General features: G+C 30.6%; 12 protein-coding genes. 9 read left to right on the forward strand and 3 right to left on the reverse strand.

The features are described 5' to 3' along the window. The first annotated feature begins 18 nt into the window (after window positions 1-18). Window positions 19-465 carry an acetyl-CoA carboxylase biotin carboxyl carrier protein gene (gene accB / locus CURT_RS01090; protein WP_018712539.1) on the forward strand — a complete coding sequence of 149 codons (447 nt, stop codon included), beginning with the start codon at window positions 19-21 and terminating at the stop codon, window positions 463-465. Then, window positions 465-1,802 carry an acetyl-CoA carboxylase biotin carboxylase subunit gene (locus CURT_RS01095; RefSeq protein ID WP_016646107.1) on the forward strand — a complete coding sequence of 446 codons (1,338 nt, stop codon included), beginning with the start codon at window positions 465-467 and terminating at the stop codon, window positions 1,800-1,802. Before accB ends, CURT_RS01095 begins: the two co-directional genes overlap by 1 nt. A 76-nt stretch (window positions 1,803-1,878) precedes the next feature. On the opposite strand, the gene CURT_RS01100 is transcribed toward CURT_RS01095, so the two are convergent. Further along, window positions 1,879-2,715, reverse strand: coding sequence for a SurA N-terminal domain-containing protein (locus tag CURT_RS01100; RefSeq protein WP_018712538.1), 837 nt, complete (start codon window positions 2,713-2,715; stop codon window positions 1,879-1,881). 72 nt (window positions 2,716-2,787) lie between these two features. On the opposite strand from CURT_RS01100, the gene gltX reads away from it, so the two are divergent. Genes gltX through CURT_RS01135 form a run of 7 tightly spaced genes read left to right on the forward strand, consistent with a single transcriptional unit; the run spans window position 2,788 to window position 8,671 of the window. After that, on the forward strand, window positions 2,788-4,188 hold the full coding sequence (gene gltX, locus CURT_RS01105; protein WP_026320285.1) for a glutamate--tRNA ligase: 1,401 nt from the start codon (window positions 2,788-2,790) through the stop codon (window positions 4,186-4,188). Window positions 4,189-4,190: 2 nt separating this feature from the next. Continuing rightward, window positions 4,191-5,447, forward strand: coding sequence for a malic enzyme-like NAD(P)-binding protein (locus CURT_RS01110; RefSeq protein ID WP_018712536.1), 1,257 nt, complete (start codon window positions 4,191-4,193; stop codon window positions 5,445-5,447). Further along, entirely contained in the window at window positions 5,444-6,871 is a 1,428-nt protein-coding gene (locus tag CURT_RS01115; protein ID WP_018712535.1) for a nicotinate phosphoribosyltransferase, read from the forward strand. Before CURT_RS01110 ends, CURT_RS01115 begins: the two co-directional genes overlap by 4 nt. A gap of 8 nt (window positions 6,872-6,879) precedes the next feature. Further along, the gene (upp, locus tag CURT_RS01120; protein WP_018712534.1) at window positions 6,880-7,509 is read left to right on the forward strand and encodes a uracil phosphoribosyltransferase; all 630 of its coding nucleotides are present in this window, start codon (window positions 6,880-6,882) and stop codon (window positions 7,507-7,509) included. A 1-nt stretch (window position 7,510) separates the two neighbouring features. Continuing rightward, the gene (locus tag CURT_RS01125) at window positions 7,511-7,822 is read left to right on the forward strand and encodes a hypothetical protein (protein WP_018712533.1); all 312 of its coding nucleotides are present in this window, start codon (window positions 7,511-7,513) and stop codon (window positions 7,820-7,822) included. A gap of 1 nt (window position 7,823) precedes the next feature. Next, window positions 7,824-8,501: an MqnA/MqnD/SBP family protein gene (locus CURT_RS01130; RefSeq protein WP_018712532.1), complete on the forward strand. Its 678-nt coding sequence runs from the start codon at window positions 7,824-7,826 to the stop codon at window positions 8,499-8,501. An 8-nt stretch (window positions 8,502-8,509) separates the two neighbouring features. Further along, window positions 8,510-8,671, forward strand: coding sequence for a hypothetical protein (locus tag CURT_RS01135; RefSeq protein WP_018712531.1), 162 nt, complete (start codon window positions 8,510-8,512; stop codon window positions 8,669-8,671). A gap of 41 nt (window positions 8,672-8,712) precedes the next feature. Here CURT_RS01135 and CURT_RS01140 read toward each other — a convergent pair whose 3' ends face one another. After that, entirely contained in the window at window positions 8,713-9,429 is a 717-nt protein-coding gene (locus CURT_RS01140; RefSeq protein ID WP_018712530.1) for a thioredoxin domain-containing protein, read from the reverse strand. Between the two features lie 53 nt (window positions 9,430-9,482). After that, complete coding sequence (gene selB / locus CURT_RS01145) at window positions 9,483-11,309, reverse strand: selenocysteine-specific translation elongation factor (protein ID WP_018712529.1); 1,827 nt, start codon at window positions 11,307-11,309, stop codon at window positions 9,483-9,485. Between the last annotated feature and the right edge of the window lie 6 nt (window positions 11,310-11,315).

Consider the following 11,315-nt stretch of genomic DNA (forward strand, 5'->3'; position numbering starts at 1 on the left):
TAAATTTGGAGTAAAATTATGAAAACAGAAGAAATTAAAGAACTTATGAAGTACTTTGAAAGTACAGGAATCGGTCGTATGAGATTAAAAGAGGGCGATTTTGAAATAGAGCTTAGAAAAACTTGCGAATTAAACGAAGCTGCACCTGAAGTATGCCCAGCTCCAGTATCTCAACCACCAATTAATGTTGTTGTAAATGGCGAACAAAACAAACAACAATCCTCAAAAGATACTATAAACTCGCCAATGGTAGGAACTTTTTATATCGCACCAAGTCCTGGTGAAGCGCCTTTTGTAAAGGTTGGGCAAACTGTTAGAAAAGGTGATGTTGTTGGCATAATCGAAGCTATGAAAATAATGAATGAAATAGAGGCTGAGTTTGACTGTAGAATTTCAAACATATTAGTTGCCGATGGTCAGCCAGTTGAGTTTGGTATGGCAATTATCGAGGTGGAGAAATTATAATGGAGATTAAAAGAATTCTTATTGCAAATCGCGGTGAGATAGCATTAAGAGCTTTAAGAACCATACAAGAAATGGGAAAAGAAGCTGTTGTTGTTTATTCAACCGCGGATAAAGATGCGCTTTATGTAAAATATGCTGATGCAAGTATTTGTATTGGGCCTGCTAGAAGTAGTGATAGCTATTTAAATATACCTGCGATTATGACAGCGGCTCAAATTAGCGAATCGGATGCTATTTTCCCAGGATATGGTTTTTTAAGTGAAAATCAAACTTTTGTTGAAATTTGCGAGAAAGAAGGCATTAAATTTATAGGACCAAATTTATCAGCTATGGCATTAATGAGTGATAAATCAAAGGCAAAAAGCTTTATGAAAAGAGCAGGGGTTCCTGTAATTCCTGGAAGTGATGGCGTTTTAAAAGATGTTGAAGAGGCTAGAAAATTAGCAAATGAAATGGGTTACCCAGTTATCTTAAAAGCAGCAGCTGGTGGTGGCGGAAGAGGAATGAGGCTTGTTACAAAAGGTGAAGATTTAGAAAAAAACTTTTGGGCAGCTGAAAGTGAAGCATTAAGTGCTTTTGGAAATGGCTCAATGTATATTGAAAAGTATATTACAAATCCTCGCCATGTTGAAGTTCAAATTTTAGGCGATGAGCATGGAAATGTAATTCATGTCGGCGAAAGAGATTGTTCTATGCAACGCCGCCATCAAAAATTAATCGAAGAAACTCCTGCTACAATTTTAGATGAAAAAACAAGAGAAAAACTTCATGAAACTGCGATCGCAGCAACTAAGGCCATAGGTTATTATGGTGCTGGAACTTTTGAGTTTTTATACGATCAAGATTCAAAAGAGTTTTATTTTATAGAGATGAATACAAGACTTCAGGTCGAACACTGTGTAAGTGAAATGGTAAGTGGTCTTGATATGGTTGAGTGGATGATAAGAATAGCTCAAGGTGAAAAACTTCCTAGTCAAGATGAGATAGAATTTAGAGGGCATTCAATAGAGTGCAGAATAGCAGCTGAAGATCCAAAAAGTTTTGCGCCAAATCCTGGAAAAATAACTAAATTTATAGCTCCAAATGGTAGAAATGTAAGATTTGATAGTCATATTTATGAAGGATATAGTGTTCCACCATTTTATGATAGTATGATAGGAAAACTTATAGTTCATGCAGACACTAGGCAAAAAGCAATTGCTAAGATGAGAGTTGCTTTGGATGAGCTTATTATTCAAGGCATCAAAACAACTAGAAATTTTCATTTAAATATGATGGAAAGTGCTGACTTTGCAAATAATAAATTCGATACAAATTATCTAACAAAATATTATTAAAAATTAAAGCCGATTTAATCTCGGCTTTAATTTAAATTTTAAATATTGAAATTGTTAATTTTATAAATTTTTAGAATTATTTTTTAGGGGGTAAAACTTCTATGATGGCATTTGCTCTTAGTTTTTCAAAGTAATCATCAACTGTTTTTCGTCTTTCATTTTTAGCAAACATTTCAAAAACTTGATCTTTTGCAGTTTCAAAATCTACTTTTTTAACTCCATTTTTTGAATCAATTCTTAAAACCTCATAAAATCCTTGTGGATGGTCCATAATAGGAGTAAATTCACCATTTTTCATATTTAAAAAAGCAAATGCAGTTTGCTCATTAAGAGATGATTTTGGGATTGTAATTTTATGAGAATAAACAGATGCTCCCACTTTTCCGCGTATAACATTTTCAATCTCTTTTTTTGTTTTAGCGGCAAATCTAGTTGCATTTACTGATTCAAAACTCATAAAAAGCATAGGATTGCTTTCATAAAACTGCTTTACACTTTCAGGAGTTATTTTTTTATCAGCTTTTGCAAAAATTCCGCCTAAAAGTTTTTGAGTTTGTATATCTTTTGCCAAATTTGATCTAAACTCATCGAAATTTACTCCTTGTTTTATAAGAGTATTTTTAAACTCTTCAGGTGTTTTTCCCTCTTTTTTAGCAATTTCTTCAATTGCATTTGTAACCTCGTAAGGTGCAACTCTTATATCTCTTTTTTTAATTTCTGAGGCTTGTAGTTTTTCATTTATTAAAAATTGTAATGCTGTATCTTGATTGGAAGTTTTTATTTTTTTCATTGTATCAAAAACTTCAAAATTCGTAATTGGTTCATTATTTACCTTTGCAACAACCCAATTTACCATACCTGCATTGGCTACACTAAAGCCAAGCATAAGTAAAAAAATTAACTTTTTTTTCATAAAAAAACCTTTATTTTAAGCTTATAAGACTATAATTGACAAATTATAGCGAAATATTTTACAAATTTGGAAATAAAAGGAAAAATTATGATTGTAACTCGTTTTGCTCCTTCTCCGACTGGATATCTTCATATCGGTGGGCTTAGGACGGCACTTTATAACTACTTATATGCAAGAGCAAATAATGGAAAATTTTTACTTCGAATTGAAGATACTGACTTAAAGAGAAATAAGATAGAAGCTACAAATGCGATTATAGAAGCATTTAAATGGTGCAAACTTGACTATGATGGCGAGCTTGTTTATCAAAGTGATAGATTTGACATATATAAAAAATATATACAAAAACTTTTAGATGAAGGTAAAGCTTATAAATGTTATATGACTAAAGACGAGCTTGATGAGCTTAGAAAAAGTCAAGAAGCGATGAAAATTCGCCCAAAATATGACGGAAGATATAGGGATTTTAAAGGAACACCTCCAGCAGGAATTGATCCAGTAATTCGTATAAAAGCTCCAATTAGTGGGACTATACAATTTAAAGATGGTGTAAAAGGTGAAGTTAAATTTAATGTTGATGATATGTTAGATGATTTTATAATCGCAAGAAGTGATGGAAGTCCTACATATAATTTTACAGTTGTAATTGACGATGCATTAATGGGCGTAACTGATGTAATTAGAGGTGATGATCACCTTTCAAATACACCAAAACAAATTATTTTGTATGAGGCACTTGGTTTTAAAACTCCAAATTTTTATCATGTTGCGATGATTAACGGACCTGATGGGCAAAAGCTTTCCAAAAGACACGGTGCAACAGATGTTATGGAATATAAAAAAATGGGTTATTTAAGTGAAGCTTTATTAAATTTCTTAGTAAGACTTGGCTGGAGCCATGGTGATGATGAAATTTTTTCAATGAAAGAGTTAAAAGAGCTTTTTGATCCACATAATCTTTCAAAATCTTCAAGTAGCTTTAATCAAAGTAAACTAGAATGGTTAAATCAGCACTACATAAAAAATGCAAGCTTTGAAAGACTATCTCATGAGCTAAAAGAATTTGACCTTAACCTAGATGAGGTAAAACATGCAAAACTTCTAATAGATAGTATAAAAGAACGCTCAGTCACACTTTTACAAATGAAAGAGATGGCAAATTCTATCCTTAACAAACCACAAAGCTATAATGAAAAAGCTTATAAAAAATTTATTAATGAAAATAGTTTAAAATTACTTGCAAGTTTTTCTGAAATTTTAGATAAAGATATGGATGCTTTGGGATACGAGGAGCTAATAAATAAATTTTTAGAAAAAAATGAAGCAAAACTAAAAGACTTAGCTCAGCCATTAAGGATAGCAATAACTGGAAATAGCGTAAGTCCATCTATTTTTGAAGTGCTTGAAATTTTAGGAAGCGATGAGGTAAAACAAAGAATTAAAAATTTAATAAACAAATCTAAGGAGTTATAGTAATGGCAAAATACACAAAAGAAGAAGCTTTAAACTATCACATTGGTGGAAAAATTGAAGTAAATGTAAAAACCCCTTTTGAAAGTGCAAGCGATTTAACTTTGGCTTACAGTCCAGGAGTTGCAGAACCTTGCAAAGAAATAGAAGCTGATGAAAGCCTATCTTATAAATACACAAATAAAAAAAATCTAGTAGCAGTAATTAGTAATGGAACTGCAGTTTTGGGTCTTGGAGATATTGGAGCAAGTGCAAGCAAGCCAGTAATGGAGGGAAAATCTGTTTTATTTAAGAAATTTGCAGGAATAGATGCTTTTGATATTGAGATCAATGAAACAGATCCTAAAAAATTAGTTGAAATTTGCAGAGCAATTTCTCCAACATTTGGTGGAATAAATTTAGAAGATATTAAAGCACCTGAGTGTTTTTATGTCGAAAAAGAGCTAAAAGCAAGCACAAATATCCCTGTAATGCACGATGATCAGCACGGAACTGCCATTATTACAACAGCTGGGTTAATAAATGCTTTAAAAATCAATGGAAAAAAACCAGAAGATATAAAAATAGTAGTAAGTGGAAGTGGAGCAGCTGGAATAGCGTGCGCTAAAATGTATAAAAATGTAGGCGTAAAACACATTTTAATGCTTGATTCAAGAGGTGTTATTCATAGTAAAAGAGATAATTTATCACCTGAGAAAAAAGAATTTGCCATTGAAACAGAAGCTAGAACTTTAGATGATGCGATAAATGGTGCAGATATGTTTTTAGGACTCAGCAAAGGTGGAATTTTAACAAAAGATATGGTTAAATCAATGGCAAAAGATCCAATAATCTTTGCTCTTGCAAATCCTGTGCCTGAAATTTATCCAGAAGAGGTAAAAGAAGTAAGAGATGATGCGATGGTTGGAACTGGAAGAAGTGACTATCCAAATCAAGTAAATAATGTTTTAGGTTTTCCATATATTTTTAGAGGCGCATTGGATGTTGAGGCAAGATATATAACTGAAGATATGAAAATGGCAGCTGCAAAAGCATTAGCAAAACTTGCAAGAGAAGAGGTTACAAGTGAAGTTTGCAAGATGATGGGCGTAGATAAAATTTCTTTTGGAAGAGATTATATAATTCCAAATCCTTTTGACAAAAGAGTTTTATTTGCTGTTGCTCCAGCAGTTGCAAAAGCTGCATTTGAGGGTGGCGTAGCTGGTATTAAAGAATTTGATGAAAAAGCCTATAAAGAAGAACTTAAAAAAATAAAACTATGAAAAATTTAGCTCTTTTTACCGATTTTTACCAACTTAGTATGATGCAAGGGTATTTTGAAGAAAAAAAAGATACCGTAGCCATTTTTGATGTTTATTTTAGAAAACATCCTAGCAATGGTGGATATGCCATACTTTGTGGTATAAATGAAGTGGTTGATTATATTCAAAATTTGAAATTTAGCGATGATGATATAAAGTACTTAAAGGGTTTAAATTCTTTTAGTGAGGAGTTTTTAAATTATTTAAAAGAGTTTAGATTTAGCGGTGAAATTTATGCCATGGAAGAGGGAAGTGTTGTATTTACACATGAGCCACTAATTAGATTAAAAGCAAATATTTTAGAAGCTCAGCTAATTGAAACTGCTATTTTAAATATTGTAAATTTTCAAACATTAATCGCTACAAAAAGCTCAAGAATTGTAAGAAGTGCAGCAGGCGATAGCGTTATGGAATTTGGACTAAGAAGAGCTCAAAGTAGAAGTGCTGGATTTTATGGTGCAAAAGCTTCAATAGTAGGTGGTTGCGTGGCAACTTCAAATGTTGAAGCTGCAAAAGAATTTGATATAAAAGTAGCTGGAACGCACTCTCATTCTTGGGTTCAAAGTTTTGATAATGAACTTGAAAGTTTTAGAGCTTATGCAAAAATTTATCCAAACAATGCTCTTTTGCTTGTTGATACTTATGATGCTTTAAGTAGTGGTGTTCCAAATGCAATTACAGTTTTTAAAGAGCTAAAAGAAAAAGGTTTTAAGCCTCTTGGCATTAGAATAGATTCTGGAGATTTGGAGTATTTGAGTAAAGAGGCTAGAATTATGCTTGATAATGCCGGCTTTAAAGAAGCTATTATTGTTGGTTCAAACGACCTTGATGAGTATAGCATACAACATTTAAAAGATGGTGGAGCAAAGATTGATAGTTGGGGTGTTGGAACAAGGATGATAACTTCAAGCGATGATGCATCACTTGGCGGGGTTTATAAATTAAGCGGGGTTGTTAAAAATGGTAAAATTGTGCCTAAAATGAAAATTTCAAATGACCCAAGAAAGATAAATAACCCAGGATATAAACAAGTATATAGATTTTACGATAAAAACACAAACAAAGCTTTAGCAGATCTTATAACCTTAGATGATGAAAAATTAGAAGATATTAATGAAGTAGAAATTTTTCACCCACTTTATACATATAAGAGAAAAAAACTTTCAAATTTTTATGCTAAAAAACTTTTAAAACCACTTTTTATAGATGGTAAATTTGTAGGCAAGAAAAAAAGTGTAAATGAGATAGCTAAATTTACACAATCTGAGCTTAAAACTATGTGGGAAGAGTATTTAAGAAATATAAAACCACAAAGTTATAAAGTTGATTTATCTCAAAAACTATGGGATATAAGAGAAAAAATTATAAACAATCATAAAGCTTAAGGAAAAATATGAAAAATATAAAGCACATAACTCATCCTTTAATAGAACATAAACTCACCATTTTAAGAGATATTAAAACTGATCCTTTTCAATTTAGAATGCTTATTGATGAGATAACATATCTTTTAATTTTTGAAGCTTGCAGGGATTTAGAATTAAAAGATGTAAAAGTTCAAACACCAGTTTCAACTGCAAATTGCAAAAAACTAAAAACAAAAGTTATGATTTGCCCGATTTTACGAGCTGCACTTGGTATGCTTGATGCAGTGTTTAAGATTATTCCTGATGCAAGTGTTGGATTTTTAGGATTTCAAAGAGATGAAAAAAGTCTAGAAGCAAATTTCTTTTATGCAAAGCTTCCAAACGATTATAAAAATAGAACTGCAATTATAATTGATCCAATGTTTGCAACTGGTGGAACAGCTATTGAGGCAGTTAAGTTTCTAAAACAAAAAGGCGTCAAGAGTATTAAATTTATCTCTATTATAGCAGCACCAGAAGGACTTAAGAAATTTAGTGAAAAATTTCCAGATGTCAATGTATATGTCTCAGCTATAGATGAGGGCTTAAATGAAAAAGGCTATATCGTTCCAGGGCTTGGAGATGCTGGGGATAGGGTTTTTAATACCTTAAGTTAGTATGAGATTTTTTATAGCTTTTTTTATTTTTGTATTTATTGGTTGTGCTTCTAAAAACTCATTAAATTTACAAAATCAAAAAGCTATTTATTTTATAGGTTTAAATGGCGTTGCAGTAGAGCTTAGAAGTAATGATGGATTTCAAAGTGCGGTTTTAAAAGATGCAAATTTTAATGAATTTAAACTTTTAAGAAAAAACCCAAAAAGCCAAATTTTATCAAGCGATGAAGTTTCTATCTCAATAAATGGCGATAGAGCTATTTTATATTACGGAAATTTTGCCATAAACCTTGTTTTAGCGTATAAGGAGTAAGATGCTATTTGGAAAGATTGATTATTTAAATTTACTTCCTTTTCATGTGTTTTTAAAAAAATATCCGCTTCCAAGTTATGTAAAAAAGGGTATTGAGTTTAAAAAAGATGTCCCAAGTGTACTTTGTAAAAAACTTTACAATAGGCGTGTTGATGCTGCTGTTATATCAAGTGTTGAAAGTAGGCGAAAAAAATATAAAAAATTAAATATGGGAATTGTTGCAAAAAAAGATGTTAAAAGTGTTTTAGTTAGAAAAAACTCATCTAAAAGTTTAGATCCAGCTTCTATGACATCAAATATGTTAAGCAAAGTTTTAGGCTTAAATGGAAGTGTTGTGATAGGCGATAAGGCATTAAAATGTTATCTGGATGAGGGTTTTGATAAATTTTATGATATGGGAAAAATTTGGCATGAAAGAACAAATTTACCATTTGTTTTTGCTGTTTTTTGTCTTATAGATTCAAAAAAAGCCTATGAGAATTTAACAAATTCATTTTTAAGAAGTAGAGTAAAAATTCCTCAATATATTTTAGATAGCTATGCAAAATCAAGAAATGTTAAAAAATCTGAAATTTTATGGTATTTAAACTATATAAGTTATAAAATTGGCATAAAAGAAAAGAAAGCTTTAAATATGTTTTTAAAAAAAGCAAGACTTTTAAATTTTAACCCAAATTAGGAAAAAATATGAAAAAAATTATCTTATTTTTTTTATTTTTTAATTTTATTTTTGCAGAAAGTGACTTAAATGTTAGCAATATAAATAAAAATGAAAGCAATAAAACAAAATTTAGTGAGTTTTTAAAAGATCAAAACAGCACTCAAGCAGTTAAAATTCCAACTCATTAGTTATTTTTTAAAGTCCTAAATATTAGGACTTTAATATCTTATTATTTTATAAGTTCTTTTTTGTTTACAATAAATGGAACGCCTTGAACGCCAGCTTTGAAGTATTTCTCAGCTAAAGAGTTAAGTCTATCGATTTCTTTTTGATCTACTCCCTCAACTGCTGGGATATTGTCAGCATAGTATTTTTTAAAAACTTTGATCTTATCGGCATCGCTTTTTGCTTTAGATGTTTCTTCATAAATTTTAGCACTTTTTGCGTGAGAAGCTGGTCCGTGGATAGAAGTCATAATTATTTCATAATTATTTTCTTTTAAATGCTCTTCTATACTTGCCATCTCTTTTTTACAAAATGGACAGTCTGCGTCACTTAGCATAATTAAAGTTTCTTTTTTAGGGTCGTTTCCAAGCTTGATTATATTTTTTGCCTCTTCTTTTTTATAAATTTCAGCAATGTTTTCATTTATCATACCATTTATAAACTCTTCTTTATAGCTTTTTTTTGTTTTAATGTTAAAAATATCTTGAGCTATAAAATCGCCTTTTGTATAAATTGCATCTTTTTGGCTAAAATCACCTTGGCTTACTTTATAAATAACCTCTTCAAACCCATCTAATCCTGGGATTGGAGTTCTTTTTTCTACTTCTACGCTCATAGCATGACCTGGTACCATTTGCTCAAAGAAATTTTTAATTTCTGCATCAGTTGCTGCAAACATTGAGCTTGCTGCAATAATTGAAGTTAAAACTATTTTTTTCATTTTTCACCTTTTTTAAAAATTCTGTTAGATTATATAATTAAATATTAAACAATTTAATTAAAATTTGTAAACACTCTATCATTATCTACATTTTTTATATCATCAAATTTATCTAAATATTCTAGATATGCTATTGCAAATTTACGGCTAAGCCCTAAATTTTTCTTTAAAATTTGCACATTTGCAAAACCATTTTTTTTGATAATTTCTCTAATTTCTTTCATAGCAAGATTTAAATTTGACGAAGTTACAAAAAGATTATGGGCTAGGCGAACTATTTTCTTTGATTTTGTTAAGCTTTTAAAAATATTATCACCTATAATTTTATCAATATCTAAGTTATCATATATGTTGTAAGGGGCTTTTGGGGTGAGTTTTGAACTTTCTAAAATATTAAAAATTTTATCGGTTAAATTTTCTTCAATGCTGTTTAATTCAATGCCTTTTTTAACATACAAAAGATTGTTTTTTTCTAAAATTTTTTCTTTTACTAATTCATCAAGAGCAAAATTTGCAAACTCATTTGTTGCCCAGGTTATTTTAATGGCAATACTTTGAGCCGAAATAACAGCAAATTTATTTTTTTCTAATATAAACTTAATTATTTTTTTTAAATCGCTTAAAGCTTCAAGGCCGTAAATACAAAGCCCCTCTTTATCAACAAATACTTGATTTAACGAGCTTGCGACTTCTAAAGCTTCTTCATGGGTTAGATCAAATCTTTGAAATGATGAGATAAGCCCAAAGCCGTGCTTGTGAGTGGCGGTTAAAATCTCAAAAACTTTTTTAAAATCTTTTTCCAAAAGGCATTTTAAAAACTCTATTTTTTGAGCTTTTTTAAGTGGTTCGCTAATTGGGTTTAAAACTCTTCCACCACCAATTACTCGTGAGTTTTGAAGCACCACAAATGACTCATCAAATTTTAAAAACATATCTTTATCAAATTTAAATGTAACAAAACTTTGATTATCTTTCGTACTTAAAATCAAAGTTTTTGCTGAAATTTGCCTACTTCCAACGCAAAAAACAACCTCACTTTCGTGTGAAATTTCACCGTAAAATATACAATCAATTTCTTTAAAACCCCTAAAAAAACCTTTTTTGCTTAAAATAAAACCTTTTTGAAGTTCATTTACTTTTGCGTTTGCTAAATTTAAAGCAACTCTGTTTGGCGAGGTTGCAAATTTGCTAAATTTATCGTGAATTTGAACGCTTTTTACTAAAAATTCTTTGTTTAAATTAAGGCAAAAAAGCCTTTCATTTTCTTTTATAGCCCCTTCGATTAGGCTTCCAGTTACGATTGTCCCAACGCCTTTAAAACTAAAAACTCTATCGATATAATACCTCGTTAAGGCACTTTCTTCTTTCTTTTTTGGTTTTAATGTAAATAAAAAATTTCTAAGTTCTTTTATGCTATTTTCATCTTTAATGCTAACAAAAAAAGTCTCTAAAACTTCTAAATTTTTAAAATTTTCTATAAATTTAAGCGTTTGGTTTTTGGCGTTAATCTGCTGTGAAGCACTCGTTAAATCGCACTTTGTAATGCATAAAATAATGCTTTTTACACCAAGAAGCGATAAAATTTCAATATGTTCTTTAGATTGAGGCATAAGAGAGTCATTGCTTGCTACAACTAGCATCGCTGCATCAAATGCATAGGTTCCTGAAATCATAGTTTTAACTAAGTTTTCATGTCCTGGAACATCGATAAATGCGATATTTTCATCGCCTTTTTTTAAATTTGAAAAGCTTAAATCAATTGTTATGCCCTTTTCGATCTCACTTTTCATCTCATCACCCTCAAAGCCATTTAGCGCCTTTATGAGTGAAGTTTTGCCGTGATCTATGTGTCCTGCGGTGCCAATTATCATACTTTGCATTAAATA

The sequence above is a fragment of the Campylobacter ureolyticus genome (assembly GCF_013372225.1).
Classification (GTDB): domain Bacteria; phylum Campylobacterota; class Campylobacteria; order Campylobacterales; family Campylobacteraceae; genus Campylobacter_B; species Campylobacter_B ureolyticus.

What these genes read in the sequence shown, in the direction of transcription:
- accB (WP_018712539.1), top strand. Translation starts at nt 19, where the DNA reads ATGAAAACAGAAGAAATTAAAGAACTTATGAAGTACTTTGAAAGTACA.
- CURT_RS01095 (WP_016646107.1), top strand. Translation starts at nt 465, where the DNA reads ATGGAGATTAAAAGAATTCTTATTGCAAATCGCGGTGAGATAGCATTA.
- CURT_RS01100 (WP_018712538.1), bottom strand. Translation starts at nt 2,715, where the DNA reads ATGAAAAAAAAGTTAATTTTTTTACTTATGCTTGGCTTTAGTGTAGCC.
- CURT_RS01110 (WP_018712536.1), top strand. Translation starts at nt 4,191, where the DNA reads ATGGCAAAATACACAAAAGAAGAAGCTTTAAACTATCACATTGGTGGA.
- CURT_RS01115 (WP_018712535.1), top strand. Translation starts at nt 5,444, where the DNA reads ATGAAAAATTTAGCTCTTTTTACCGATTTTTACCAACTTAGTATGATG.
- upp (WP_018712534.1), top strand. Translation starts at nt 6,880, where the DNA reads ATGAAAAATATAAAGCACATAACTCATCCTTTAATAGAACATAAACTC.
- CURT_RS01125 (WP_018712533.1), top strand. Translation starts at nt 7,511, where the DNA reads ATGAGATTTTTTATAGCTTTTTTTATTTTTGTATTTATTGGTTGTGCT.
- CURT_RS01130 (WP_018712532.1), top strand. Translation starts at nt 7,824, where the DNA reads ATGCTATTTGGAAAGATTGATTATTTAAATTTACTTCCTTTTCATGTG.
- CURT_RS01135 (WP_018712531.1), top strand. Translation starts at nt 8,510, where the DNA reads ATGAAAAAAATTATCTTATTTTTTTTATTTTTTAATTTTATTTTTGCA.
- CURT_RS01140 (WP_018712530.1), bottom strand. Translation starts at nt 9,429, where the DNA reads ATGAAAAAAATAGTTTTAACTTCAATTATTGCAGCAAGCTCAATGTTT.
- selB (WP_018712529.1), bottom strand. Translation starts at nt 11,309, where the DNA reads ATGCAAAGTATGATAATTGGCACCGCAGGACACATAGATCACGGCAAA.